Raw genomic sequence first — 25,740 nt, forward strand, 5'->3', positions numbered from 1 at the left:
ACTTCTCGTCTCATGGAAGAAGAACACACGTGAAGCTCCTCAACAGGGGGCTTGCACTCGCCGTCGTGGGCGCCGGACTGGCCGCCGTCCCCACGCTCGGAGTGCAGGCAACAGCGGCACCGAGTGCCGAACCTTCGCTGCTCTCGCAGCTGCGCGACCAGGCCGAGGGCTCGGTCGCCATCAGCAAGGAAGCCGCCACCGGCAAGGCCGGTTTCGTCCGCACCGACGGTGACCTGCTTCCCGGCACGTCCGCCTCCGACGCCGCGAGCGCGAGCGCCAAGGCCGACGCCTACCTCGACAAGTACGCCGGCGCCCTCGGCGCGCGCAGCGACGAGCTCGAGAAGGTCCGCGTCGAGTCCGGCCCGCTCGGCTGGACCGTCACCTACAGCCAGTCCTACGACGGCGTCCCCGTCTTCGGGTCGGGCGTCAAGGCCAACCTGGACAAGCAGGGTGACCTGACGTCGGTCACCGGCTACGCGGCCCCCGACCTGTCCCTCAGCACGACCCCGCGCCGCAGCGGCGACGAGGCCGCCGACGCGGCCGTGGCGATCGTCGAGGCCGCCCCGCCGATGTCCGACGCGGACACCGCGGTCGACACCTCCGGGCTGCGTGCCGACGAGACCACGCTCGTCGTCTACCGCAAGGGCTCCGTCAAGGGCGAGGCCGGCAAGGCCGTCCTGGCCTGGCAGGTCGACGTCTCCAACGTCACCGAGGACAGCGGGACGGTCCGTGAGGTCCTGCTGCTGGACAGCACCAGCCTCAAGCCGGTCAACCGGTACTCGCGGATCCACGAGGCCCGCGACCGACGGCTCCTCACCGTCACCGACGACAACGACACCCCGGACGACGTCAGCGACGACACGTTGGCCGAGCTGTGGCGCGAGGGCCAGCCGCTCCCCGGCAGCCTCGACCAGGACCAGCAGAACATGGTCGCCTCGGCCGGCGAGATCTACAACCTCTACAAGAACCTGGCCGGCCGCGACTCCTTCGACGGCGAGGGCGGCACGATGTACATGGTGCACAACCGCGCCGACCGCTGCCCCAACGCGTCGTGGAACGGGCAGTACACCAGCTTCTGCCCGGGCGTCTACGACGACGACACCGTGGGCCACGAGTGGAGCCACGCCTACACCGAGTACACCTCCGGCCTGATCTACCAGTGGCAGTCCGGCGCGCTCAACGAGTCGATGTCCGACGTGTTCGGCGAGACGCAGGACATCCTCAACGCTCGCGAGGACACGGGCGAGGGCGACCTGGCCGTCGAGCGCACCGCGGGTCTCTGCTCGCGCTACACGCGCGGCCAGATCGGTGCGACGATCACCGCCCCGGCGTCTGTCGCCGGTGAGTGCGAGTGGGCGGTGCCCTTCCAGCACGGCCCCGTCTTCGACAAGGCCGGTGTCACGGCCGACGTCGTGGCGGGCACCGACGCGGTCGAGGTCGAGGACGGCACGACGATCGGCACGACGACCGACGGCTGCTCCGAGCTCACCAACGCGGCCGCGGTCGCGGGCAAGTGGGTCTACGTCGACCGCGGCACCTGCATCCTCAACGACAAGGTGCAGAACGCCGTCGACGCCGGCGCCACCGGCATCGTGGTCGGCAACGTCACCAACGGCGCGCCTGCTGCCGCCGGTGGCGACTTCCCGATCTACGGCCTGATGGTCGACGCCGTGGCCGCGAGCAGGATCAAGTCCGTCGGCGCGGTGACCATCAACGTCAAGGACATCGACGAGGCGGCCAAGGACGACAACGCCCGGTGGGTGCTGAGCGAGAAGTCCTCGGCGTTCGGTGGCGCGATCCGCGACATGTGGACGCCCACCTGCTACGGCGACCCGGGCAAGGTCTCGGACGCCGAGTACAAGTGCAGCACCGACGACGCCGGCGGCGTCCACAGCAACTCGGGTGTGCCCAACCACGCCTACGCGCTGGCCGTCGACGGCGGCACCTACAACGGCCAGACCATGGCCGGCATGGGCTTCGACAAGGCGGCCAACATCTGGTGGCGCACCCAGTCGGCCTACCTCACGCCGACGTCTGACTTCACCGACCTGGCCGACGGCCTGGAGGCGTCCTGCGCCGACCTCACCGGCAAGCCGATCAACAAGGTCACCCTCGGAGACAACGACGTGCAGCCCGCGACGCCCATCACCGCGGCCGACTGCTCGGACCTGGCGACGGTCATCACGGCGACCGAGCTCCGCAAGGAGCCCGTGCAGTGCGACTTCCAGCCGCTGCTCGACCCGAGCGCGCCGTCTCTGTGCGGTGACGGCTTCGTCAACGAGGTCCGCTGGAGCGAGGACTTCGAGGACGGGCTCGCGGGCTGGACCCCCAGCAGTGACGTCGTGTTCGAGGACGGGATCCACGAGCCGTGGCAGTCCAAGGCCGTCGACGACCACCCCGGCAAGGTCGCCTTCGGGCCCGCCCCGGACCAGGGTCAGTGCGTCAACGGTGCCGGCGACTTCTCCAGCCGTGACTCGATCGCCAGTCCGGTCATCGCGGTCGGAGCCACCCAGCACCCGAAGCTGACGTTCGACCACTCGGTGTCCACCGAGCTCGGCTACGACGGCGGCAACGTCAAGGTCAGCATCAACGGGGGCGCCTTCGCCGCCGTCCCGGCGTCGGCCTACCTCTACAACCCGCCGTCCAGGCTGACGTCGGCGAGCGGCGGCAACACCAACCCGCTCGCGGGCGAGCCCGGCTTCACCGGCTCCGACGGCGGCACGCTCGAGTCCCGATGGGGCACCTCCGTGGTGGACCTGAAGGCCCTGGGTCTGAAGTCCGGGGACACGGTGCAGATGCGCTTCGACATCGGGCGCGACGGGTGTGGCGGCGTCCTGGGTTGGGCGGTCGACAACGTCCAGCTGATCGACTGCAAGGTCACCAACACGTCGGTGCGGGCGACGCACGTCCCGGAGCCCTCGGTCTTCGGCACCGCGTCCAAGCTCGACGTGACGGTCTCCACCACCGCGAGCGGCACGCCCACCGGCGCCGTGGAGGTGCTCAAGGGCGACAGCACCAAGATCGCGAGCGGCACGCTGACCGAGGGCAAGGCGTCCCTCGCCCTGCCTGCCGACCTGGCCGTGGGCACGCACGTGCTGACGGTCAACTACCTGGGCAGCGGTGGGTTCCAGCCGTCCACCGGTAGCGCCACGGTGACGGTCACGGCCGCGCCCGTCACCAAGGTCGACTCGACGACCACGGTCAGGGTCAGGCCCGCCAAGCCCCAGGCCGGCAAGAAGGTCACCTTCAAGGTCAGGGTCAAGGCCGACGTCGCCGTCACCGGCAGGGTCGAGATCAAGGTCCAGGGCAACACGACGATCGTCAGGCTCAAGAACGGCAAGGCCGAGCTGACGGTCAGGAAGGGCCTGAGGGCCGGCAAGCGCACGGTGAAGGTGAAGTACCTCGGATCCGACACCGTGAGGCGCAGCAAGGACTCGCTGACGTTCCGGGTCACGCGCTGACCCTGAGCAGCAGCTGAGCACCACCCAGGCAGCACCAGCACCATCACCGGAGGCCCCGGCGGAGCAGTCCGCCGGGGCCTCCGGCCGCCCTCAACGTGCGTCGAGGCCGCTCAGCCAGGGCAGGACCACCTGCAGGGTGGGTGCGGCCAGGATCAGTACGGCGAGCAGCGACACCGCTGCGGCCTGCGCCGGGTGCGTACGCGTGTCGCGCAGCACCTCGACCCGGGCCGCGAGCGAGCCGGACGACCCGAGGGCGCCGGCGGGCGCCGGCGACCCGGCCAGCGTCAGCAGCGCGGAGAGCAGGGCCCGGCGGTGGCCGTCGCGGCACGCGGCCCGATCGGCGAGCACCTCGACCAGCACCTCGACCTCGTCGCGGGCCGCCTCACTGGCGACCCAGCGCGGGAACGCGCGGTGCAGCACGGTGAACGCCTCGAGCACCAGGTCGTGGCGCGAGCGCAGGTGCGAGCGCTCGTGCTCGAGGACGGCGTCGAGCTCGGCCGGGGCGAGCGCGGTCAGGGCCGAGCGTGACACGACGATGCGCGAGCCGCGCATGCCGGGCACGCAGTAGGCCACCGGCACGGCGTGCTCGAGCACCGACATCTCGCCGTCCCGGCGGGCGACCAGGTCGACGCGCTCGCGGTGCGCGCGCCGGATCCGCCGCAGCGAGGTGCCGGTGCGGTGGGCGCTGAGGAGCAGCCTCGCCAGCACCACGAGGGTCACGGCCAGGGCGAGGGCGGCCACCGCGACGTCGCCCCTCGAGGCCGGGGGCTCCCACAGCCGGGCGGTCACCAGGGACAACCCGGCGCCGAGGGCGGCCAGGACGGCGGCGAGCGCCGTGCTCTGCCACAGCAGCATCGCCGCGGCCGGCGTGCGGCGCAGGCGGGTCCAGCGCGACAGGACCCTCGGCAGCGGTCCGGCCAGCAGGACGGCGAGGACTCCGAGGACGACAGGGGTCGGCATCGGCCGTCCCGGTCAGCCGATCTCGTGGAGGGCGCGTCGCAACGCGGCGAGGTCCTCGGGGCTGGCATCGCCGACGAACGAGACGAGGGCCTGCTCGCGGTCGCGGCCGGTCTCGGGGAGCGCCTCGTGCATCAGCTCGGCGGTCATCGCGGCGCGGGTCAGGCGCGGGGAGTAGCGGAAGGCGCGGCCGTCGCGGCGACGTACGACGACGTCCTTGCGCGCGAGCCGGTCGAGCACGGTCATCACGGTCGTGTAGGCGAGCTCGCGGTCGCGGTGGCCGGTCAGGCGCTCGTGCACCTCGCGCCCGCTGGCGCCCGGAGGGTCCTGACCCGCGGGGGCGTTGAGGTCCCACAGCACCTCGAGGACGGCCTGCTCGAGCTCTCCCATCCGGGACCTTGGACTCATGGACAGGAGTCTAGGGGCCCTGTCGGGCCATCTACGACTCGACGTAGTATCTACTACGCTCTGTAGTAATCTTGCGCCGAAAGGGTGCCCATGGACGTCCTCGACATCGCCCGGTGGCAGTTCGGGATCATCACCGTCTACCACTTCCTGTTCGTGCCGTTGACGATCGGGCTCACCGCCGTGATCGCCGGGCTGGAGACCGCCTGGGTGCGCACCGGCAAGGAGGAGTACCTCCGCCTCACGAAGTTCTTCGGCAAGCTCTTCCTGATCAACTTCGCCATCGGCGTCGTCACCGGGATCGTTCAGGAGTTCCAGTTCGGGATGAACTGGTCGGACTACTCCCGCTTCGTCGGCGACATCTTCGGCGCCCCGCTGGCCGTGGAGGGCCTGCTGGCCTTCTTCCTCGAGTCGACCTTCCTGGGCCTGTGGATCTTCGGCTGGGACAAGCTCCCCCGCGGCCTGCACGCCGCCTGCATGTGGCTGGTGCACCTCGGCACGCTCGCCTCGGCGTGGTTCATCCTCGCCGCGAACTCGTGGATGCAGCACCCGGTCGGCTACCGCTTCAACCCCGACTCCGGACGTGCGGAGCTCGTCGACTTCTGGGCGGTGATGTTCAACAAGGTCCAGGTCATCACCTTCCCGCACGTGATCTTCGCGGCCTACATGACCGCCGGAACGTTCGTGCTCGGCGTCGCGGCCTACCTCTACATGAAGAAGCGCCACCAGGCCGACCGCCCGATGTACTACGGAGCGATCCGGCTCGGCGCCGTCATCACCCTGCTCGCCGGGCTGGGCGTCGCGATCACCGGCGACGTGCAGGGCAAGGTGATGACCGAGGTCCAGCCGATGAAGATGGCCGCGGCCGAGGGCCTCTACGAGACCAGCGACAGCTGCGCGCCGTTCTCCGTCTTCACCGTCGGCACCCCCGACGGGAAGGAAGAGAAGTTCGCCATCACCGTGCCGTGCGTGCTCTCCTTCCTCGCCACCGGCTCCATCGACGGCAAGGTCCAGGGCATCGACCCACTCAGCGAGGAGTACATCGAGAAGTACGGGTCCGACCCGGCCTCGAAGGCCTACACCGACGGCGACTACACCCCGGTCATCCCGGTGACCTACTGGTCGTTCCGCTTCATGATGGGCCTCGGCGTCTTCGCAGCGGCCGGTGCGGCGCTCATCCTGTGGCTGACCCGCAAGGGCCGCCAGCCGCAGGTGCGGTGGCTCGGCGCCCTCGGCATCAGCCTGCCCATCGCCACGACGCTGGCCTCGTCCTGGGGGTGGATCTTCACCGAGATGGGTCGCCAGCCATGGGTCGTGTTCGGGCTGATGACCACCGAGTCCGGGGTGTCGCCGGGAGTCTCGGTCTTCGAGGCGGCGACCTCGCTCATCGTGCTGACGGCGCTGTACGCCCTGCTCGCGGTCATCGAGGTCAAGCTCCTCATCACCTACGTGAACAAGGGCGCCGACCCCTACGAGGAGCCGCCCCGCGTCCCGGTCGGCGGCGACTCCGACGAGGACGCCCCGCTCACCTTCGCCTACTGACCTGCCGACCCTGTTGCCCCGGAGAGAGACACCATGGAACTGACCACCGTCTGGTTCGCCCTGATCGCCGTGCTGTGGGTCGGCTACTTCTGCCTGGAGGGCTTCGACTTCGGCGTCGGCATGCTCCTGCCGGTGCTGGCCCGCGACGACACCGAGCGCCGCGTCATGATCAACACCATCGGCCCGGTGTGGGACGGCAACGAGGTGTGGGTGCTGGTCGCGGGCGGCGCCACCTTCGCCGCCTTCCCCGAGTGGTACGCGACGTTGTTCAGCGGGTTCTACCTCCCACTGCTGCTCATCCTCGTCGCCCTGATCGTGCGCGGGGTCTCCTTCGAGTACCGCCACAAGCGTGAGGAGGTCGAGTGGCAGGGGCGCTGGGACCTCGCGATCATCTGGGGCTCGTTCGTGCCCGCCGTGCTCTGGGGCGTCGCGTTCGCCAACATCGTCGCGGGCGTGCCGATCGACGCCGACAAGGAGTTCACCGGCAACCTGTTCACGCTGCTCAACCCCTACGGGCTCCTGGGCGGGCTCGTCACGCTGACGCTCTTCGCCACGCACGGCGCCCTGTTCATCGCGCTCAAGACCGACGGCGACATCCGCTACCGCGCCCGCGACCTGGCCGTGCGGATCGGCGTCCTCGCCGCCCTGCTGGCCGTGGTGTTCCTGGTCTGGACCCAGGTCAAGACCGGGAGCACGCTGAGCGCGGTGGCGTTCGCCGGCGCCGCTCTCGCCCTCATCGGCGGGCTGGTCTCGGCCGTCGCGGGCCGCGAGGGCTGGGCCTTCACCGGCACCTTCGCCACCATCGCCTTGGCGGTCGGCGGGCTGTTCCTGGCCCTGTTCCCCGACGTGATGCCCTCGACGACCGACGTGGCCTACTCCCTCACCACCACCAACGCGGCGGCGACGGCGTACACGCTGAAGGTGATGACGTGGGTCGCGGTGATCTTCACCCCGATCGTCCTGGGCTACCAGGCCTGGACCTACTGGGTGTTCCGCCGGCGGATCTCCACCCACCACATCCCCACCACGGTCCTCGCGGAATCCCCGCAGTGAAGCCGCTCGACCCGGCCGTCCTGACCCACCTCCGACCCGCTCGCGGCGCGCTGGCCCTCGTCGTCGCCGGCGGCGTCGTGGGCGGGGTCGCCACGGTGGCGCAGGCGTTCGCCCTCGGGGCTCTCGTCGTCGCCGCGGTCACGCCGCCCGATGGCGGGTGGCAGACCGCCGCCTGGGCGTTCGGCGCGGCCGTGCTGGTGCGCACGCTCGCGGCCTACGTCGGCCAGCGGGCGGCAGCGCGCGCCGGCGGCGAGGTGTCGGGTGCGCTGCGCCAGCGCCTGCTGGACGCCGCGCGCCGCACCGACGGCATCGCCCCGGCCCGCCTCGTCGTGCTCGCCACGCGCGGTGTCGCCGGCGTCGAGCCCTACGTGACCCGCTACCTGCCGGCCCTGGTGCCGGCCGCCGTGCTGCCGGTCCTCACCCTGGCCGCGATCACCTGGCTCGACCCGCTGTCGGGCCTCGTCGTCGCCCTCACGCTCCCCCTCATCCCGGTCTTCGCCGTCCTCGTCGGGCTCACCACGCGCGACCGCGCCCGGACGCAGTGGCGCGCCCTGGAGGCGCTCTCGGGCCACTTCCTCGACGTGGTGCGCGGACTCCCGACGCTCGTCGCGCACAACCGTGCGGAGGCGCAGGTCGGCACGATCCGGTCGGTCACCCACCGCTACCGCCGCGCCACGGTCGACACCCTGCGGCTCGCGTTCGCCTCCTCGTCGGTGCTCGAGCTCGTCGCGACCCTGTCGGTCGCGCTGGTGGCCGTGACCGTCGGCCTGCGGCTCGCCTCGGGGTCGGTCGGCTTCGAGGTCGCCCTCACCGTGCTGCTGCTGGCCCCCGAGGCCTACTGGCCGCTGCGCCGGGTCGGCGCCGAGTTCCACGCCGCCGCCGAGGGCACCGCCGCCCTCGCCGACGCCGACGCACTGCTCGCCGAGGCCACGGACGACTCCCCCGCCGCCGCGCAGCCCGACTCCACGGCGCTGGCGACGACCGGCCTCGAGATCGGCTACGCCACCCCCCTCGCCACCCCCCTCACCGCGCCGCTCGACCTCGACCTCCCCCGCCGCGGGCTGGTCGCCGTCGCCGGTCCGTCCGGGTGCGGCAAGTCCACCCTCCTGGCCACGCTGCGGGGCGAGCTCGCCCCGCTCGCCGGCGACGTGCTCGTCGGCGGCATCCCGCTCGACGAGGTGGACCCGGCGTGGTGGCACGCGCAGGTCGCCTGGGCGCCGCAGCGCCCGTTCCTGCTCGCCGACACGATCACCGCCAACGTCCGGCTCGGCCGTCCCGGGGCGAGCGACGACGAGGTGTGGCAGGCGCTGCGCAGCCTCGGTCTCGACGACGTCGTGCGCGCCCTGCCCGACGGGCCGGCCACGGTGCTCGGCGAGGACGGTGCCGGGTTGTCCGCGGGCCAGCGGGCCCGCATCGGGCTCGCCCGCGTCGTGCTCGCCGATCGCCCGGTCGTGCTGCTCGACGAGCCGAGCGCCCACCTGGACGAGGAGACCGAGCAGGTGCTGCTCGACACGCTCGCCGTCCTCGCCCGCCGCAGCCTGGTCGTCGTGGTGGCCCATCGCCCGGCCGTGCTCGCGGCCGCCGGCCGGGTCGTCCGGCTCACCCCCTCCCCCGCCGCCGCGGACTCCGGGACGACGGAGGCCGACCGGTCCACGAGCGCCGCCGCGGTCTCCGGCGCGAGCGCCGCGCCCACCGACCGCCGCGCGGCCGCGCCGGTCGTCGCGGCCTCCGAGGACGACGACACACGTCCCCGCTGGGGACTGCGGACCGCCACCGTGCTCGGCGCCCTGTCCACCGGCTCCGGCGTCGCGCTCACCGCCACCGCCGGCTGGCTGATCACCCGCGCCAGCCAGCACCCGCCCGTGCTCTACCTCATGGTCGCGATCGTCGGCGTGCGCCTCTTCGGCCTCGCCCGGCCGGTGCTGCGCCACGCCGAGCGCGTGCTGAGCCACGACGTGGTGCTGCGCGAGCTGGCCGAGCGTCGGGCCGCGGTCTTCGCCGACCTGGTGCCCCTCGTGCCCGGCCGCCTCGGGCCACGCCGCGGCGACCTGCTCACCCAGGTCGTCGACGACGTCGACGCGCTGCTCGACGACCGTCTGCGCGTCCGCCAGCCGGTCGTGACCGCGGCGCTGGTCGGCGCCGCGGCGGCCGGCCTCACCGCCCTCGTGTCCCCCGTCGCCGGCGCCGTCGTGCTGGTGGTCGTGGCCACGGGCGGCCTCGCCTTCGTGCTCGCCCGGCGCGGCACCGCGGCCGCCGAGCCGCAGGTCGTGGCCCACCGTGCCCTGCTGGGCACCCGGGTCGAGGAGCTCGTCCACGGCGTGCGCGAGCTCGAGCAGTGGGGCGCGACCCAGCGTGCGCTGGCCGCCGTACGGGCGGAGTCGGACGCGCTCTCGCGCGCCCTGCGACGCTCCGCGCGCGCCGTGGCGGCCGGCACCGCCCTGACCACCATGGCGGCGGGTGCGGGCGTCGTCGCGGTCGCCGCCCTCGTCGACCCGTCGAGCACCACCCCGGCCCGCCTCGCCCTGCTGCTCCTGGTGCCGCTGGCCCTGGCCGACACCACCGGGAGCCTCGCCGACGCCGGTGCGCTGGCAGTCCGCGCCCGCGCCGCGCGCGAGCGCCTCGACCGGCTCGCCCACACGCCTCCCGCGGTCACCGATCCCGACGCGCCCGCACCGGTCCCCGAGGCGTACGACGTCGCGATGCACCACGCCGAGCTCGGCTGGACCGAGCGGCCGGCGCTGGCGCTGGAGCACCTCGCCCTGCGTCCCGGCGAGCACCTCGGCGTCACCGGCCCGTCCGGCTCGGGCAAGTCGACGCTCGCCGCCACCCTGGTGCGCTTTCTCGACCCGATCGAGGGAGAGGTGCTCCTGGGCGGCACCGACCTGCGACGGCTCGCGCTGCACGACGTACGCCGCCGCGTGGGCCTCGTCGACGACGACCCGCACGTCTTCGCGTCCACGGTCGCCGAGAACGTCCGGCTCGCGCGCCCCGGTGCCGACGACGACGAGGTCCGCGCCGCGCTGGACCGCGCGTCGCTCGGTCCGTGGGTCGACGCCCTGCCGGCCGGCATCCACACCCACGTCGGCGAGGGCCGGCGCGAGGTGTCCGGCGGCGAGAGGGCGCGGCTCGCGCTCGCCCGCTCCCTGCTCGCGGACCCGCCGGTCCTGGTGCTCGACGAGCCGACCGCCCACCTCGACGGCCCCACGGCCCGAGCGGTCGCCGACGAGATGCTCGGCTCCGCCGCGCGGGCGGGCCGGTCGATCGTGTGGATCACCCACGGCACCGTGGGCCTCGACGCGATGGACCGGGTGGTCCACCTGGAGCCGGGGACGTCGCCCTCGGTCAGTGGGCGTGCTCTCGCGCGGAGCGCAGCGGCAGGGTGAACCGGAAGGTGCTGCCCTGTCCGAGCTCTGAGGCCACCGACAGGGTGCCGCCGTGCGACTCCGCGATCCGCTGCGCGATCGGCAGCCCCAGCCCGGTGCCCGGCACCGACAGCGCGTTGGGGTTGGTGGAGCGGTGGAACGCGGAGAACACGTTCTGCTGATCGGCCGGGGAGATGCCGATGCCGGTGTCGGTGACCTCGACGCACACCTGGTCGTCGCCCACCGTCATGGCCACCACCACCGCGCCGTCCTCGGGGGTGTACTTCACGGCGTTGTCGACCATGTTGTCGATGACGCGCGCGAGCTCCTCGGGGTCGCCGAAGACCACCACGGGCCCGGGGGCGGAGCGGTCGAAGCGCAGCCCGACCCCGGCCTGCTTGGCCCGGATGCTCAGCAGGTCGACGCTGGCCTCGCACAGCTCGGCGAGGTCGACGGCCCGGCGCACGGTCTCGCGCCGGCCCTGGATGCGGGAGTAGTGGAGCAGGTTGGCGACGAGGTTGTTGAGCCGGCCGGCGTTGCGGATGATGGCGTCGATCGAGGCCAGCTCGGGGTGCCGGTCGGCGATCAGCTCGGCATGGCCGAGGATCGCGGTCAGCGGCGTCTTGAGCTCGTGGGAGATGGTCGCGATCAGCTCGCTGCGGTAGCGGGCCAGCTCGCGGAGCTCCTGCACGAGGCGCTGCTCGGTCTCCAGGACGCGGGAGGCGCGGACGGTCTGCGCGACGAGCCTGCCCACCTCGAGCACCGCGTCGGCCTCGGCCGGGGTGACCGGGCGCGCCCGGCGACCGAAGCCGAGCACGAGGTAGCCGACGAGGTCGTCCTGGGAGACCAGCGGGCACACCAGCGCGCGGTCGACGCGCAGGCCGCGCATCAGCCGCTGCAGGCCGGCCGCGCTCCGGGGCAGCTCGTCCGACGTCTCGTCGTCGACCCCGAGCTCGATGAGCACCAGCCGGTCCGCCAGCCGGGTGAGGTCCTCGCGCAGCTCGGGGACGTCGTGCTCGTGGGTGAAGGCGTGGGGCGTGCCGACCCCGAGCTCGCTGCCCTGTGCGTCGCTGGGGAACGTGCGCACCACGGTCTGCACCGTGCCCAGCGACTCGGCGACGGCCACCACGGCCGCGCCGAGCGCCTGGGCGAGGTTCTGCGCGGTGGCGGCGCCCGCGACCGTGGTGAGCATCCGGTCCAGGCGCACGCGGTCGGTGAGCCGCTCCCGCTCCCGGGCGTTGGAGAGCGCGACGCCGGCCTGCACCGCGAACATCTCCAGCAGCTCGCGGTCGGCCTCGTCGGGCACCCGGCCGTCGGCGGGCAGGTCGACGGCCATGTTGCCCAGGAGCTCGCCGCCCGCCGAGTAGAGCGGGGCGTAGAGCGCGTGCTCGGGGTGCCACGCCTGCGGGTCGGGGACGGGGTCGAGCTCGGGGATCCACGCCGCCTGCAGGCGCTCGGGCGACATCCGTCCGGCGGGGACGAAGCGGAGGATGCCCCACTTGTCGGCCTCGCGGAACTCGTCGAGGATCTGCTCGGCCGGGGTGCGGCGGTGCAGGATCTGCGTGACCACCTCGGGCGGTCCGGCGACGTGGGTCATCACGAGCACGTCTCCCTCGAGCCGGGCGATTGCCGCGACGCCGTAGCCCAGCACGTCGACGACGCCGTGCGCGATCTCCTCGAGGATCACCTCGGTGTCGGTGGAGGAGTTGACCCGCCGCATCAGCTCGGCCAGCCGGCTGAGCGCGCCCTGGTTGCGCGGCATCCCCACCTCCCCCCGACGCCGACCGGCGCCCCTGGTCCTGTGCTGCCGGTCCCGCCCGGGGTCCTGGGTCGATGCTAGGGCACGGTCAGGCCTCGATCACCACAGGAATGATCATCGGACGACGCCGGTGTGCGCGGCTGACCCACCGGCCGACCACGCGGCGCACGGTCTGCTGCAGCTGGTAGCTGTCGCTGGTCCCGTCGGCGACGGCGGCGTCGATGGCGTCGATGATCGGCTGGCGGATCTCCTGCAGCGTCGCCTCGTCCTCGGCGAAGCCGCGGGCGTGGATCTCGGGCCCGGACACGACCTTGCCGGTCACCGAGTCGACCACCACGATGACCGAGAGGAAGCCCTCCTCGCCGAGGATCCGGCGGTCCTTCATCGAGGCCTCGGACACCTCGCCGATCGTGGTGCCGTCGACGAACACGTAGCCGACGTCGACCTTGCCGACGACCCGCGCCACCCCGTCGATGAGGTCGACCACGACCCCGTCCTCGGCCAGCACGACGTTCTCGACGCCCGTGGCGCGCGCGAGGTCGGCGTTGGCCCTCATGTGGCGGAACTCGCCGTGCACCGGCAGCACGTTGCGCGGCTTGACGATGTTGTAGCAGTAGAGGAGCTCACCGGCGCTCGCGTGCCCGGACACGTGCACCAGCGCGTTGCCCTTGTGCACGACGTTGGCGCCCAGGCGCGAGAGCCCGTTGATCACCCGGTAGACGGCGTTCTCGTTGCCGGGGATCAGGGAGCTGGCGAGGATGACGGTGTCGCCCTCCTCGAGGTGCACGAAGCTGTGGCTGCGCTGGGCGATGCGGCTCAGCGCCGACAGCGGCTCGCCCTGCGAGCCGGTGGAGACCAGCACCTGCTTCTCCGGCGGCAGGTCGGCGAGCTCCTTGGCGTCGACCATCACGCCCGGCGGGACGTTGAGGTAGCCGAGCTCCTGGGCGATCGCCATGTTGCGCACCATCGAGCGGCCGACGTAGCCGACCTTGCGGCCGTGGGCCACGGCGGCGTCGAGGACCTGCTGGACGCGGTGCACGTGGGAGGCGAAGCAGGCGACGATGATGCGCTGGTCGCTCTTGGCGAAGACCCCCTCCAGGACCGGCGAGATGTCCTTCTCCGAGGTGGTGAAGCCCGGCACCTCGGCGTTGGTGGAGTCGGTGAGGAACAGGTCGACGCCCTCGTCGCCGAGGCGGGCGAACTCGTTGAGGTCGGTGATCCGGCCGTCCAGCGGGAGCTGGTCCATCTTGAAGTCGCCGGTGTGCAGCACGACGCCGGCGCCGGTGCGGATGACGACCGCGAGCGCGTCGGGGATCGAGTGGTTGACCGCGACGAACTCCAGCACGAACGGGCCGAACGTGATCGTCTGGCCCTCGGCCACCTCGTAGTGCACCGTCTCCTTGAGCCGGTGCTCGCGCAGCTTGGAGCCGAGCAGCGCCAGGGTCAGCTTGGAGCCGACCAGCGGGATGTCGCCCCGCTCGCGCAGCAGGTAGGGCGTGGCGCCGATGTGGTCCTCGTGGCCGTGGGTCAGCACCAGCGCCTCGACGGCATCGAGGCGGTCGCGGATCGGCTCGAAGTCGGGGAGGATCAGGTCCACGCCGGGGTGGTGGTCCTCGGGGAACAGCACGCCGCAGTCGACCAGCAGCAGCCGGCCGTCGTACTCGAACGCGGTCATGTTGCGACCCACCTCGCCCAGCCCGCCGAGAGGGATGACCCGGAGGCCTCCTGCCGGCAGCGGGGCGGGTGCGCTCAGGTCGGGGTGGGGATGGCTCAAGGGATTCCTCGGGTTGGTGTGGTCGATCAGATGAGGCCGGCGGCTGCCAGGCCCGTGCGCAGTGCCGCGACCTCGTCCTCGTCGAGAGCGACGAGCGGTCCGCGGACGCGGCGGTTGTCCAGCACCCCGAGCAGCTCGAGGGCTGCCTTCGCGGTGGTGGCTCCGTAGTTGGGGACGCCCATGACGGCCTCGAAGGCCGGCACGAGCGCCGTGTGGATGCGCAGGGCCTCGGCGTGGTCGCCGCGGACCCAGGCGCCGATCATCGACGCCAGCTGGTCGCCCGCCGCGTGGCCGACGACCGAGACCAGGCCGACGCCGCCGTAGGCGAGGTAGCCCAGCGTGGCGACGTCGTCGCCGGAGTAGACGGAGTAGCCCATCTCGACCAGCTGCGCGGTGCGGGGCAGCAGGCCGGAGGCGTCCTTGACCGAGGCGACGTGGTCGTAGCGCCGCATCGCCTCGTAGGTGTCGAGCTCGATGAGGCTCGCGGTGCGACCCGGCACGTCGTAGAGCATGACCGGCAGGTCGGTCGCCTCGGCCACCGAGGAGAAGTGGTGGCGCAGGCCGACCTGGCCGGGCTTGTTGTAGTAGGGGCTGACCAGCAGCACCGCGTCGGCGCCGATCTTCTCGGCCTGGCGCGCCAGCTCGACGGAGTGGGCGGTCGAGTTGGTGCCCACGCCGGCCACCACGGTCGCGCGGTCGCCGACCGCGTCCTGGACGGCTCGCAGGACCTCGCCGTCCTCGGCCACCGACGTCGTCGGGCTCTCGCCCGTCGTGCCGCTGACGACGACGCCGTCGTTGCCGTGGTCGACGAGGTGGGCGGCGATCCGTCCGGTGCCCTCGAGATCGACGCTGCCGTCCTCGTGGAACGCGGTGGCCATCGCAGTGAGGAGGCGACCGAACGGGGCGTTGGAGCTCATGGTCGAAAGGTTATCGCCCCACCTGCGCGCGAGTCGCGGCGCCGAGCCGCACACGGGTGTCGGCGGTCGTGGACATACTGGGTCGATGGCGTACGACGAGGTGCTGGCGCAGCGGATCGACGAGCTCTTGCAGGGCGAGCCGGGGCTGACGTCGAGGAGGATGTTCGGCGGCCTGGGCTACATGGTCGACGGCCACATGGCGGTCGCCGCCGGCAGCCAGGGATCGCTCATGGTGCGCTCCGACCCCGCCGACGCGGAGGCGTGGGTCGACGGCGACACGGTGAGCCCGATGGTGATGCGCGGGCGGCCGATGGCCGGCTGGCTCCTGGTCGCCGCCGAGGCGCTCGCCACCGACGAGCAGCTCCAGCTCTGGCTCGACCGCGGCGTGCGCTACGTCCGCACCCTGCCGCCCAAATGAGGTGGGGGCCCGACCGCCGTCAGCGCGCGGCGGCCCTGGCCCGGAGCACCGGCAGCACGTGGTGCTCGAGCATCGGCGCCAGGTCGTCGGGGTGGTCCTCGAGCGGGGTCCAGCGGACCTCCGCGATCTCGCCCGCCGCGACGGGCTCGGCGTCCGACTCCACCCAGAAGACCGTGGAGTGCAGCGAGTGGCCGGGCTCGTTGGCCGCCTCGGAGAGGAACTCCCCCAGCAGGGTCGCCGACCCGATCTCGAGGCCGACCTCCTCGCGGGTCTCGCGCAGCGCGGCGTCGCGGGCCGACTCCCCCGGCTCCAGCTTGCCGCCGACGAGCATGAAGCGTGCCGTGCCGCGCTTGCGGACCGTCAGCACGCGGCCGTCCCGCACGAGCGCGACCGCGGCGACGACGATGTGCCTGTCGTCCGTCTCGTCCATGCCTCGAGCATCCCAGCCCTGCCCGGACGGCACGCAGCCACCCTGACGGGGCTTACCCGCGGGTGGCCGCGTGGTGCTGCTCGCTGGTCCGTCAGCCGCCTCTCGGCGAAGGGCCGCTCTCAGCGGCGAAGGGTGAGGCCCGGGGGCATGATGCGGAGCCAGCTGTCCATCACAACGCCCCACCCGAGCACCGTCATTCCCGCCCATCGCCGGGCATCCACGGGATCGTGGATGATCCGGGTCACCTGGTGACGCGGATCCTCCACGATCAGGTGGCCCAGGCGCCGGCTACGCCTCCAGCGCGCGGCGCACGGCCGCGAGCGCGTCGGCCTCGGACGCGCCGAGCGAGCGGACGGTGGCGGCGTACGACGCGGCGGCCTGGCGCAGCGACCGCTCCACCCCCGAGCCGCTGACGTACGTGCCGGCGCGCCCGCGGGTCTCGACGACGCCGAGGGCCTCGAGCTCCTTGTAGGCCCGCGCGACCGTGTTGGCGGCGAGGTCAAGGGAGGTGGCCAGCCTGCGGACCGGCGGGAGCCGGACGCCGGGAGCGAGCTCGCCGGAGTCGACCTGCGCCCGGATGGCCTCGCGCACCTGCTCGAAGGGCGGCACGCCCGACGCGGGGTCGACGTCGATCCGCACGCCGGGGCTCACGCCGCGGGCTCCATGCGCTCGAGCCACACGCGGTCGTAGCCGTCGAAGCGCTCGCGCTGCGTCTCGACCCACTCGTCGGCCGGGAACTGCGGGTAGTGCACGTCGCCCTCCGGCTCGAGGTCGACCTCGGTCAGCACCTGGTGCGTCGCCCACGGCAGCAGCGCGGCGTAGACCTCACCGCCACCCGCGACCATCAGGTCGCCGGGCTGGGCGCCGGCGAGCGCGAGCGCCTCCTCGACCGTGTGGGCGACGAGCACGCCCTCGTGCGACCACTCGAGGTGCCGGGTCAGGACGATCGTCGTGCGCCCGGGCAGGGGGCGGCCGATCGACTCGAAGGTCGTGCGGCCCATCAGCAGCGTGTGGCCCCAGGTGAGCTCCTTGAACTGCGCCTGCTCGCCGGGCAGCCGCCACGGGATGTCGGGACCGTTGCCGATCACCCGGTTGCGGGCGTGGGCCGCCACCAGCACCACGCGCTGCTCGGGCCGGAGCGGTCCGGTCGCGCCGCCGCTCATACGGCGATGGGGGCCTTGATGCCCGGGTGGGGGTCGTAGCCCTCGACGGCGATGTGCTCGAGGTCGAAGCCGTCGATCTCCGTCACGGACGGGTCGAGCACCAGGCGCGGCAGCGCGCGCGGCTCGCGGGTGAGCTGGAGGCGGGCCTGGTCGACGTGGTTGAGGTAGAGGTGCGCGTCGCCCATGGTGTGCACGAAGTCGCCGACCTCGAGACCGGTCACCTGCGCGACCATGTGGGTCAGCAGGGCGTAGGACGCGATGTTGAACGGCACGCCGAGGAACGTGTCGGCCGAGCGCTGGTAGAGCTGGCACGACAGCCGGCCGGGGCCGGTCGCGGCGGGCTCGACGTAGAACTGGAACATCGTGTGGCACGGCGGGAGCGCCATGTCGTCGACGTCGGCGACGTTCCACGCCGAGACGATGTGGCGGCGCGAGTCGGGGTTGGTGCGGATGCCCTCGACCAGCCGGGCGATCTGGTCCACGTGACGCCCGTCGGGCGTGGGCCACGAGCGCCACTGGTAGCCGTAGACCGGGCCCAGGTCGCCTTGCTCGTCGGCCCACTCGTCCCAGATCGTGATGCCGCGGTCCTGCAGCCACTTCACGTTGGTGTCGCCGCGCAGGAACCACAGCAGCTCGCCGAAGACCGAACGCGTGTGCACCTTCTTGGTGGTCACGAGCGGGAAGCCCGCGGACAGGTCGAAGCGCATCTGGTGGCCGAAGACGCTGAGCGTGCCGGTGCCGGTGCGGTCGGTCTTCTCCACGCCCTCGTCGAGGATCCGCTGGAGCAGGTCGAGGTAGGCGCGCACGGGGCGACTCTACGACGCACGCTCAGGTCAGCAGCACAACCTTGCCGGTGGTTCGTCGCTCGGACAGCGCCCGGTGCGCCTCGGCTGCCTTGGCGAGGGGGAACCGGGTGGTGGCGGGCCGCCACTCGCCGGCGGCGAGCCGATCCACCGCCTCGCGGGCCAGCCCCTGGATCCCGTCCGGCCGGGCGAACATGCGCGCTCCGATGGCAGCGGTCACCGCGACCCCGCGCTCGAACACGTCCTGCGCCGACAGGGCGATCGCCTCGCCGGCCGTCCAGCCGAACATGACCAGCCGGCCGCCCGGAGCGACCAGGTCGAACGCGGCCCGGCCCACCGTGCCGCCCACCCCGTCGAGGGCAACGGTCACGGCGCGCTCGGCGCCGAGGAGGGCCGCCACCTCGGCGGGCCAGCCGGGCTCGAGGTAGTCGACCGGGTGCGCGCCGTACGACGCCACCAGCGCCGACTTGGCCGCACCGCCGGCCACCCCGACGACGCGTGCCCCGGTCTGCACGGCGGCCTGGACCAGCAGGGTCCCCAGCCCGCCGGCCGCGCTGGTGACCAGCACCGTGTCGTCCGGCCCGATCGCCGCCTCCTCGAGGATGCCCAGCGCGGTGCGGCCGGTCCCGACCATCGCGACCGCCTCTGCCTCGTCCACGTGCTCGGCCAGGGGGATCAGCGCCGCGGCAGGCGCCAGGGCGCGAGCGGCGTAGCCGCCACTGAGCACACCGAGGTGGGCGACCACCCGTCGGCCGAGCCAGGACCGGTCGACGTCCGGCCCGACGGCGTCCACGACCCCGGCGACCTCGCGGCCCGGCGTCATGGGCAGCGCCGCTCGCCCGAAGGGACCCGCGACGCCTTCGCGCAGGGAGGCGTCCAAGAGGTGCACACCTGCGGCGGACACGGCGATCCGCACCTGTCCCGCCGCCGGGTCCGGCTCGTCGACGTCCTCGAGCACCAGCACCTCCGGACCGCCGTAGGCCCTCTGCACGATCGCCTGCATCACGTCGGTCCCCGCTCACTCGTCGTCGGCTCTTGCCCGGGACGCTAGGAGCTCACGTGGACGTGAGGTCAAGCAGTCGCCGCAGCCGGCGTCGCCGCCAGGGCACACCCGCTCAGGACCGCGGCACCCGGGCCTCCACCACCACGCACTCGACGCCGAAGGCGTGGTGCCGGCCGAGGGCGTCGTACGCCGACCGCAGGCGGGCCTGCACGGCCTCGGGCTGGGCGCGCCACGCGAGGCCGAAGTTGCCCACCGTGGTCAGACCGCACCAGAGGTCGTCGGCAGCGATCCGCCACGTCCACGAGCGGGTGCCGGCGGCGGTCACAGCGAGCCCGGCCTCGGCGAGGATGCCGGCGAGGCCGTCGGCGGAACGGTCGAAGTCCCGGTCGGCCGGCAGCCGCGGCACCACAGGACGCACGACGTCGACGGAGTCGAGCAGGTCGTTCCACATCACGGCCTGCGGAGGCGGCGTGCTTCCCCAGATCGTCGCGCGCACGACCGCCCCGGGCGCTGCCACCCGAGCCAGCTCGCGGGCACCGGCGCGAGGGTCCTCGACGTGGTTGAGCACGAAGGCGGCCGTCACCACCTCGAAGCCGTCGTCGGCCAGCGGCAGGTCGGGCAGGCCACCCACGAGCACGCGCTCCCGCCCGAGCGCGGCGGCAGCGAGCCGCGCCATCTCCGGGTCCGGCTCGGCCCCGATGGCGTCGTGTCCCGCCCGCCGCGCGGCTCCCACCAGCGCGCCGGTGCCGCAGCCCACGTCGAGCAGCCGCGCACCGCGTGGCAGCCCGTCGAGGACCGCGGGGATCGCGCCGGCGCACAGGCCGGCGAAGCTCCGCGCGTACGCCTGCGCCACGCCTGTCCAGAGTGCCTCCGCCACGAGGCGCGACCCTAGCGGTGGCTCAGCGCAACCGGACCGTGCCGCCCGCGACGATGGTCACCGGCTCCTCGCACACCGCCGGCGTCCGGCACACCACGAGCGCCCGCCGGCCCGACTCCGACTGCCGCACGGCGTCCTGTGCGCCGTCGCGGCGCGAGGAGTCGATGAGGTGCGCCCAGCCGCCGTCGGCCATCGGCACGCTCTGCACGAGCACGTCGTAGGCGCCGAGCGCGGTGACGAGCGGCGGCACCGGCACCTCGTCGAGCGCGGCCGGCGCCTCGTCGATCGGCTCGGTCCCGCCGTCGGCGTCCACGCGGAGCACCTCCCCGGACCGGAGCCGGGCGACCACGGCGGAGCCGTCGGCGACGAAGACCTCCACGCCGCGCAGCCCGACCACCACGTCCGCCAGGTGCAGCTCACCCTCGGCGTACCACGCGACGGGCAGCGGGTTGGCCTCCTCGCGCACCGGGGGCGGTGTCGGCCGGGCGGCCCACCACGCCCACCCGGCCGCGAGCACCGCCGCGACGACGACGCCCACGAGGGCGCGTCTCGCCGCCAGCCGGCGACGGGCGGCCCGCACCCGCTCGGCCCGCTCGAACCACGGCTCGGGCCCGTCGCGGGGGTCTCGCGGGCGTACGCCGTGGGGTGCCGGCTCCCCGGGACGTGGCGGCAGCGCGGCCCGCTCACGGGCCTCGGCCCACAGGGTCACGTCGACCTGCTCCTCGCGCACGCGGCGCCGCCACGAGCGCCGGGCGGCCACCAGGGTCTCGGCGACCGCGAGCCGCGCGTCGTCCGGCGCGACGCCCTCCTCCTCGAGGCCGGCGACGAGGTCGGTCCAGCGCGCGTCGACGTAGGTCGCGAAGTCCGACCGGTCCGCGGTGCCCACCTCGCGCCTCCTCCCGTGCGTCGACCGTGCGCCCCGGCTCCGAGGCCTCGGGAGGCGTTCGGGGCCGCGGCCGGCGCGGATGGGTCAGGCGCTCAGCGACATCGGCCCGTAGACCTGGCGGTCGTGCTCGAACAGCGTCACCGCGGCGACGCCGTGCTCGGCGAGGTCGGCCCAGATCTCCCCCACCCACGACTCCGCGTCGCCCTGGGTGGCGAAGCGCTGGTCGGAGTGGCCGGCGACCTCGACCTCCTCACCCGCCGCGTCCTCCAGGCGCCACCACCAGGGCCGCTCGGCGGCCGAGGGCTGGCGGAAGGTCGGCGGCTGTCCGGGAAGCACGTCAGGACTCCTTCACCGACGGGTCGACGAAGGGCGGCTTCACGAGCTGGAAGACCTCGCGCCGCCCGCGGATGTCGACGCCCACCTCGGCGTCCTCGGCGACCATGGTCGGGATCAGCGCCAGGCCGATGCCCTTCTTCAGCGTCGGGGAGAACGTGCCGGACGTGACGTCGGCCAGCGGCACGTCGGGGGTCAGCGTGACGCCCATCCCGGGTCGGGGGATGCCGCGGCCGACGGCGAGGAGCCCACGCAGCCGGCGCTTGGGGCCCTCCTCCTTCACCTTCTGCACCGCGTCGCGGCCCCAGAAGGCGCCCTTCTTCCAGCCGACGGCCCACGAGAGCCCGGCCTCGAGGGGATTGGTGTCGAGACCGATGTCCTGGCCGTGGAGCGGGTAGCCCATCTCGGTGCGCAGCGTGTCGCGGGCACCGAGGCCGCACGCGACGATGCCCCACTCCCCGCCGGCCGCCATCAGCTCGTCCCACAGCCGGCCGGCGACCGAGTTGGCCACGACCAGCTCGTAGCCGCGCTCGCCGGTGTAGCCCGTGCGGCACACCACGACGCCGACGCCGGTGTCGTGCAGCTCGGCCTCGACGAAGGACATGTACTCGTGCCCGGCGGGCAGCCCGACCTTCTCGAGCACCTCGTCGGACCGGGTGCCCTGCACGGCCAGCACAGCGTAGTCGTCGTGGTGGCTGACCACCTTCACGCCCGCGGGGGCGGCGGCCTGCAGCCGCGCCACGACCTCGGCCGTGTTGGCGGCGTTGGGGACGAGCAGCACGTGCTCGTCGTCGTGCCAGTAGGCGATGAGGTCGTCGACGATGCCGCCGGACTCGTCGAGGCACAGCGTGTACTGGGCCTTGCCGGGCCGGATCTTGGCCAGGTCGTTGGACAGGGTGGCGTTGACGAAGTCGGCGGCACCCGGACCGGACACCATCGCCTTGCCGAGGTGGCTGACGTCGAACACGCCGACCGACTCCCGCACCGCCGTGTGCTCCTTCACCACGCCGGTCCGGTACTCCAGCGGCATCGACCACCCGCCGAACTCGGCGAACTTCGCACCGAGGGCCTCGTGACGGTCGTGGAGGGGCGACTGCTTGAGCGATGCGGCCATGGCGCCGAACCTACCGCGTGCCGCGCGTCAGGCCTCGCCTAACATGCCCGGGTGACCACCTACGCGCTGCGCAGCGCCAGTCCCGCCAAGACCCGAGCCGACGCCGTCGTGGTGGGAGTGGTCACCGGCGCCAAGGGCCCACGGCTGTGCGACGCCGCCGCCGACATCAGCGAGGCCTACGGCCGCCGGCTGCGTCCGTTCCTCAGCACGATGGGCGTGACCGGCAAGGCCGGTGAGTCCGTCAAGGCCCCGACCGGCGACGGCGTGAACGCACCCCTGCTGGTGTTCGTCGGGCTCGGTGCCGACCAGGCCGACCCCGTCGCCGTACGCCGGGCCGCGGGCGTCGCCGCCCGCAGCGTGCCCAACGCCGCCTCGGTCGCCCTCGCGCTGCCGAGCGACACGCCCGAGCTGGTGGAGGCCGTGGTCGAGGGCCACCGCCTCGGCGGCTACACCTTCACCGGCTACAAGTCCCACCAGCCCGAGGCGTCCGCGCCCAACGACGTCGTGGTGCTCACCGGCATCGCCCGCCGTGCCGACGCCGTCGCCGCCCTGGCGCGCGCCGAGGTGCTCGCCGACGCCGTCGCGCTGACCCGCGACTGGGTCAACACGCCGCCCCGCGACTGCACGCCCCCGATCCTGGCCGAGCTCGTGCGCGCCGCGCACAAGGAGGTCACCACCGGCCGCGGCGCGCCCAAGGTCACGCTCGAGATCTTCGACCACGAGCAGCTCGCCGAGATGGGCTGCGGCGGCATCCTCAGCGTCGGCGACTCCTCCGAGGCGCCCTCGCGCCTGGTCAGGCTCACCTGGGCGCCGCGGGGCGCGGCCGTGCACCTCGCGCTGGTCGGCAAGGGCGTCACCTTCGACTCCGGCGGCCTGACCATCAAGCCGTCGTCGAGCATGGTCAACATGAAGGGCGACATGGCCGGCGCGGCCAGCGTCGTGGCCGCCACCCTCGCGATCGCGCGCCTGGGCCTGCCGATCAAGGTCACGGCGTACGCCCCGATGGCCGAGAACATGGTCTCCGGCACCGCGACCCGTCCCGGCGACGTGATCACCATGCACAACGGCACGACCGTCGAGATCGCCAACACCGACGCCGAGGGCCGGATGCTGCTCGGCGACGCGCTGTCGATGGCGGTGCAGGACGAGCCCGACGTCGTCGTCGACATCGCCACCCTCACCGGGCACATGCAGCTCGCCCTCGGCGACAAGGTCGGCGCCGTGATGGGCACCGACGGGGAGGTGCAGTCCGTCCTGGCCGCCGGCGCGGCTGCCGGCGAGCAGCACTGGCCGATGCCGATCCCCGAGGAGATGAAGGAGCGCGTCACCAGCTCCAAGGTCGCCGACCTCCTCCAGCACGACTGGGTGCGCTGGGGCGGCGGCCTCTACGCCTCGGCGTTCCTGCGCGAGTTCACCGGCGGCCTGCCCTGGGCCCACCTCGACATCGCCGGCAAGGAGATGAACACCGGCGGCCCCTACGGCCACGTCCCGTCGGGCGCGACCGGCTTCGGCGTCACTACGCTGGTCGAGCTGGCCCGGTCGCTGGCGGACCGGTCGAAGGACTAGATCCCCTCGGCCTTCTTGCGCCGGTTGTAGTCGCGCATCCGCTGCGGCACGCCGACCACCGCCGCGTCGTACGACGGCACCCGGTGGCGGTTGGCGAAGTCGTGGGCCCACCGCACGCTCGGCACCCGGCGGCGGGTCCACTCCCCGTCGTGGGCGACCAGCAGCAGCGTCACGTCGCTGACCGCCGTGCGCGGCTCGACGAACCCCTCGACCCCCTGGCGGGTGGTGACGAACCGCTCGAGGTGGCGCACGTCCTCCCCGTCGGAGGCCCGCACACGGGTGGACCCGGTGCGGGTGGCGTCCTGCGCAGGAGCGCTGGTGCGCGTCTTGCGACGGAGTCGGTCGAACAGGCCCATGGCGCACATTGTGCAGGGAGTGGCCCCATCGCGCTCGCGATCACCGCTTCGACCCGCCCGACCCGGTGTGGACAGCGTCACGAAGAGTGCAAAGATGGACGCGCCCCGAGATGGTCGGTGCGAGTCGAGCACGTGTGGAGGGAATGCAGTGGCGGACGGTGAGTTCGACGTACTCGTCCTCGGGGCCGGATCGGGCGGATACGCCTGCGCCCTGCGAGCGGCCCAGCTGGGCCTGAGCGTCGGACTCGTCGAGAAGGGCAACCTCGGCGGCACCTGCCTCCACGTCGGCTGCATCCCGACCAAGGCCCTCCTCCACGCCGCGGAGGTCGCCGACTCCGCGCGCGACGCCGCCCAGTTCGGTGTGACCGCCTCGCTCGAGGGCATCGACATGGCCGGGGTCAACGCCTACAAGGACAAGGTCGTCGACCGGCTCTTCAAGGGACTCACCGGCCTGATCAAGTCGCGGGGCATCACCGTCATCCAGGGCACCGGCACGCTGACCGGTCCCCGCGAGGTCACCGTCGACGGCACGGCCTACACCGGCCGGTCGGTGGTCCTGGCGTCCGGCTCCTACAGCAGGTCGCTGCCAGGGCTCGAGGTGGACGGCGAGAAGGTCATCACCTCCGAGCACGCGCTGCGCCTCGACCGCGTGCCCGCGTCGGCGATCGTGCTCGGCGGCGGCGTCATCGGCTGCGAGTTCGCCAGCGTGTGGAAGTCGTTCGGCTCCGAGGTCACCATCGTCGAGGCCCTGCCCCGGCTCGTGGCCGCCGAGGACGAGGCCTCCTGCAAGGCGCTCGAGCGCGCCTTCCGCAGGCGCAGGATCACCTTCCTCACCGCGACCTCCTACAAGAGCGTCAAGGTCACCGACACCGGCGTCGCCGTCACCGTGGAGGGCGCCAAGGACGGGGAGAGCGTGATCGAGGCCGAGGTGCTCCTCGTCGCCGTCGGCCGGGGTCCCGCCACCGATGGCCTCGGCTACGCCGAGCAGGGCATCGAGATGGACCGCGGCTTCGTGCTCACCGACGAGCGGTGCCGCACCAACGTCGAGGGCGTCTACGCCGTCGGCGACATCGTCCCCGGTCTCCAGCTCGCCCACCGCGGCTTCCAGCAGGGCATCTTCGTCGCCGAGGACATCGCCGGGCTCGACCCGCGTCCCATCGACGAGACCGGCATCCCGCGGGTCACCTACTCGCACCCCGAGATCGCGTCGGTCGGCCTCGACGAGGCGGCGGCGCGCGAGCTCCACGGCGACGCGGTCACCACCGTGACGTACGACCTCGGCGGCAACGGCAAGAGCCAGATCCTGCAGACCCAGGGCTTCGTCAAGCTCGTCGGTCTCGTCGACGGACCGGTGCTCGGCGTCCACATGGTGGGCGATCGCGTCGGCGAGCTCATCGGCGAGGCGCAGCTGATCTACAACTGGGAGGCACACGCCGACGACGTCGCGCCGCTGGTGCACGCCCACCCGACCCAGAACGAGGCCCTCGGCGAGGCGCACCTCGCGCTCGCCGGCAAGCCGCTCCACGCCCACTCCTGAACCACCTGAGACATCCCTCCCCAC

22 protein-coding genes are annotated in these 25,740 nt (G+C 73.1%); 7 read left to right on the forward strand and 15 right to left on the reverse strand.

Going from position 1 to position 25,740, the window contains the following annotated elements:
* Nucleotides 1-29: 29 nt before the first annotated feature.
* On the forward strand, nucleotides 30-3,461 hold the full coding sequence (locus AC4H2S_RS11740) for a M4 family metallopeptidase (RefSeq protein WP_491497161.1): 3,432 nt from the start codon (nucleotides 30-32) through the stop codon (nucleotides 3,459-3,461).
* Nucleotides 3,462-3,551: 90 nt separating this feature from the next.
* Here the strand turns inward: AC4H2S_RS11740 and AC4H2S_RS11745 are convergent, their stop codons facing one another.
* Together AC4H2S_RS11745 and AC4H2S_RS11750 are read right to left on the reverse strand one after the other, a co-directional pair.
* Complete coding sequence (locus AC4H2S_RS11745) at nucleotides 3,552-4,421, reverse strand: M56 family metallopeptidase (protein ID WP_491497162.1); 870 nt, start codon at nucleotides 4,419-4,421, stop codon at nucleotides 3,552-3,554.
* Nucleotides 4,422-4,433: 12 nt separating this feature from the next.
* On the reverse strand, nucleotides 4,434-4,826 hold the full coding sequence (locus AC4H2S_RS11750; protein ID WP_491497163.1) for a BlaI/MecI/CopY family transcriptional regulator: 393 nt from the start codon (nucleotides 4,824-4,826) through the stop codon (nucleotides 4,434-4,436).
* Nucleotides 4,827-4,916: 90 nt separating this feature from the next.
* On the opposite strand from AC4H2S_RS11750, the gene AC4H2S_RS11755 reads away from it, so the two are divergent.
* Genes AC4H2S_RS11755 through cydD form a run of 3 tightly spaced genes read left to right on the forward strand, consistent with a single transcriptional unit; the run spans nucleotide 4,917 to nucleotide 10,801 of the window.
* Entirely contained in the window at nucleotides 4,917-6,365 is a 1,449-nt protein-coding gene (locus AC4H2S_RS11755; protein WP_491497164.1) for a cytochrome ubiquinol oxidase subunit I, read from the forward strand.
* Nucleotides 6,366-6,398: 33 nt separating this feature from the next.
* Entirely contained in the window at nucleotides 6,399-7,418 is a 1,020-nt protein-coding gene (gene cydB / locus AC4H2S_RS11760; RefSeq protein WP_491497165.1) for a cytochrome d ubiquinol oxidase subunit II, read from the forward strand.
* Nucleotides 7,415-10,801 carry a thiol reductant ABC exporter subunit CydD gene (gene cydD / locus AC4H2S_RS11765; RefSeq protein WP_491497166.1) on the forward strand — a complete coding sequence of 1,129 codons (3,387 nt, stop codon included), beginning with the start codon at nucleotides 7,415-7,417 and terminating at the stop codon, nucleotides 10,799-10,801. The genes cydB and cydD overlap by 4 nt, the downstream gene beginning before the upstream one ends.
* Here cydD and AC4H2S_RS11770 read toward each other — a convergent pair.
* The 3 genes from AC4H2S_RS11770 to dapA all read right to left on the reverse strand — a co-directional run bounded on the left by AC4H2S_RS11770 (nucleotide 10,761) and on the right by dapA (nucleotide 15,230).
* The gene (locus tag AC4H2S_RS11770; protein ID WP_491497167.1) at nucleotides 10,761-12,542 is read right to left on the reverse strand and encodes an ATP-binding protein; all 1,782 of its coding nucleotides are present in this window, start codon (nucleotides 12,540-12,542) and stop codon (nucleotides 10,761-10,763) included. The genes cydD and AC4H2S_RS11770 overlap by 41 nt on opposite strands.
* Before the next feature lie 85 nt (nucleotides 12,543-12,627).
* Complete coding sequence (locus AC4H2S_RS11775; protein WP_491497168.1) at nucleotides 12,628-14,313, reverse strand: ribonuclease J; 1,686 nt, start codon at nucleotides 14,311-14,313, stop codon at nucleotides 12,628-12,630.
* 26 nt (nucleotides 14,314-14,339) lie between these two features.
* Nucleotides 14,340-15,230 carry a 4-hydroxy-tetrahydrodipicolinate synthase gene (gene dapA / locus AC4H2S_RS11780; protein ID WP_491497169.1) on the reverse strand — a complete coding sequence of 297 codons (891 nt, stop codon included), beginning with the start codon at nucleotides 15,228-15,230 and terminating at the stop codon, nucleotides 14,340-14,342.
* An 85-nt stretch (nucleotides 15,231-15,315) separates the two neighbouring features.
* Here dapA and AC4H2S_RS11785 point away from each other — a divergent pair, with 85 nt between their 5' ends.
* Complete coding sequence (locus tag AC4H2S_RS11785) at nucleotides 15,316-15,648, forward strand: TfoX/Sxy family protein (RefSeq protein WP_491497170.1); 333 nt, start codon at nucleotides 15,316-15,318, stop codon at nucleotides 15,646-15,648.
* A gap of 19 nt (nucleotides 15,649-15,667) precedes the next feature.
* On the opposite strand, the gene AC4H2S_RS11790 is transcribed toward AC4H2S_RS11785, so the two are convergent.
* The 9 genes from AC4H2S_RS11790 to gcvT form a co-directional block, all read right to left on the reverse strand.
* Nucleotides 15,668-16,078, reverse strand: coding sequence for an NUDIX hydrolase (locus AC4H2S_RS11790; RefSeq protein WP_491497171.1), 411 nt, complete (start codon nucleotides 16,076-16,078; stop codon nucleotides 15,668-15,670).
* A 288-nt stretch (nucleotides 16,079-16,366) separates the two neighbouring features.
* Nucleotides 16,367-16,729 (reverse strand): GntR family transcriptional regulator, encoded by a 363-nt coding sequence (locus AC4H2S_RS11795; RefSeq protein WP_491497172.1) that lies wholly within the window; start codon nucleotides 16,727-16,729, stop codon nucleotides 16,367-16,369.
* The gene (locus AC4H2S_RS11800) at nucleotides 16,726-17,241 is read right to left on the reverse strand and encodes a dihydrofolate reductase (protein WP_491497173.1); all 516 of its coding nucleotides are present in this window, start codon (nucleotides 17,239-17,241) and stop codon (nucleotides 16,726-16,728) included. Before AC4H2S_RS11800 ends, AC4H2S_RS11795 begins: the two co-directional genes overlap by 4 nt.
* Nucleotides 17,238-18,047 (reverse strand): thymidylate synthase, encoded by an 810-nt coding sequence (locus tag AC4H2S_RS11805; protein ID WP_491497174.1) that lies wholly within the window; start codon nucleotides 18,045-18,047, stop codon nucleotides 17,238-17,240. The genes AC4H2S_RS11800 and AC4H2S_RS11805 overlap by 4 nt, the downstream gene beginning before the upstream one ends.
* A gap of 22 nt (nucleotides 18,048-18,069) precedes the next feature.
* A complete protein-coding gene (locus AC4H2S_RS11810; protein WP_491497374.1) occupies nucleotides 18,070-19,047 on the reverse strand; it encodes a zinc-binding dehydrogenase in 978 nt (325 codons plus the stop codon).
* 112 nt (nucleotides 19,048-19,159) lie between these two features.
* Nucleotides 19,160-19,924 carry a class I SAM-dependent methyltransferase gene (locus tag AC4H2S_RS11815; RefSeq protein ID WP_491497175.1) on the reverse strand — a complete coding sequence of 255 codons (765 nt, stop codon included), beginning with the start codon at nucleotides 19,922-19,924 and terminating at the stop codon, nucleotides 19,160-19,162.
* Between the two features lie 22 nt (nucleotides 19,925-19,946).
* Complete coding sequence (locus AC4H2S_RS11820) at nucleotides 19,947-20,810, reverse strand: hypothetical protein (RefSeq protein WP_491497176.1); 864 nt, start codon at nucleotides 20,808-20,810, stop codon at nucleotides 19,947-19,949.
* A gap of 84 nt (nucleotides 20,811-20,894) precedes the next feature.
* On the reverse strand, nucleotides 20,895-21,146 hold the full coding sequence (locus AC4H2S_RS11825; protein WP_491497177.1) for a hypothetical protein: 252 nt from the start codon (nucleotides 21,144-21,146) through the stop codon (nucleotides 20,895-20,897).
* 1 nt (nucleotide 21,147) lies between these two features.
* Entirely contained in the window at nucleotides 21,148-22,257 is a 1,110-nt protein-coding gene (gcvT, locus tag AC4H2S_RS11830) for a glycine cleavage system aminomethyltransferase GcvT (protein ID WP_491497178.1), read from the reverse strand.
* A 51-nt stretch (nucleotides 22,258-22,308) separates the two neighbouring features.
* On the opposite strand from gcvT, the gene AC4H2S_RS11835 reads away from it, so the two are divergent.
* On the forward strand, nucleotides 22,309-23,823 hold the full coding sequence (locus tag AC4H2S_RS11835) for a leucyl aminopeptidase (RefSeq protein WP_491497179.1): 1,515 nt from the start codon (nucleotides 22,309-22,311) through the stop codon (nucleotides 23,821-23,823).
* Here AC4H2S_RS11835 and AC4H2S_RS11840 read toward each other — a convergent pair.
* Entirely contained in the window at nucleotides 23,820-24,179 is a 360-nt protein-coding gene (locus AC4H2S_RS11840; RefSeq protein WP_491497180.1) for a hypothetical protein, read from the reverse strand. The two genes, AC4H2S_RS11835 and AC4H2S_RS11840, sit on opposite strands and share 4 nt — an antisense overlap.
* A gap of 148 nt (nucleotides 24,180-24,327) precedes the next feature.
* On the opposite strand from AC4H2S_RS11840, the gene lpdA reads away from it, so the two are divergent.
* On the forward strand, nucleotides 24,328-25,716 hold the full coding sequence (gene lpdA, locus AC4H2S_RS11845; protein WP_491497181.1) for a dihydrolipoyl dehydrogenase: 1,389 nt from the start codon (nucleotides 24,328-24,330) through the stop codon (nucleotides 25,714-25,716).
* The last annotated feature ends 24 nt before the right edge of the window (nucleotides 25,717-25,740 follow it).

Source organism: Nocardioides sp. Z13_37, from assembly GCF_058355585.1.

Coding starts and splice junctions, on each gene's coding strand:
- cydB (WP_491497165.1), top strand. CDS start 6,399: ATGGAACTGACCACCGTCTGGTTCGCCCTGATCGCCGTGCTGTGGGTC.
- AC4H2S_RS11755 (WP_491497164.1), top strand. CDS start 4,917: ATGGACGTCCTCGACATCGCCCGGTGGCAGTTCGGGATCATCACCGTC.
- AC4H2S_RS11770 (WP_491497167.1), bottom strand. CDS start 12,542: ATGCCGCGCAACCAGGGCGCGCTCAGCCGGCTGGCCGAGCTGATGCGG.
- AC4H2S_RS11750 (WP_491497163.1), bottom strand. CDS start 4,826: ATGAGTCCAAGGTCCCGGATGGGAGAGCTCGAGCAGGCCGTCCTCGAG.
- gcvT (WP_491497178.1), bottom strand. CDS start 22,257: ATGGCCGCATCGCTCAAGCAGTCGCCCCTCCACGACCGTCACGAGGCC.
- AC4H2S_RS11800 (WP_491497173.1), bottom strand. CDS start 17,241: ATGAGCGGCGGCGCGACCGGACCGCTCCGGCCCGAGCAGCGCGTGGTG.
- dapA (WP_491497169.1), bottom strand. CDS start 15,230: ATGAGCTCCAACGCCCCGTTCGGTCGCCTCCTCACTGCGATGGCCACC.
- AC4H2S_RS11745 (WP_491497162.1), bottom strand. CDS start 4,421: ATGCCGACCCCTGTCGTCCTCGGAGTCCTCGCCGTCCTGCTGGCCGGA.
- AC4H2S_RS11790 (WP_491497171.1), bottom strand. CDS start 16,078: ATGGACGAGACGGACGACAGGCACATCGTCGTCGCCGCGGTCGCGCTC.
- AC4H2S_RS11785 (WP_491497170.1), top strand. CDS start 15,316: ATGGCGTACGACGAGGTGCTGGCGCAGCGGATCGACGAGCTCTTGCAG.
- AC4H2S_RS11810 (WP_491497374.1), bottom strand. CDS start 19,047: ATGCAGGCGATCGTGCAGAGGGCCTACGGCGGTCCGGAGGTGCTGGTG.
- AC4H2S_RS11840 (WP_491497180.1), bottom strand. CDS start 24,179: ATGGGCCTGTTCGACCGACTCCGTCGCAAGACGCGCACCAGCGCTCCT.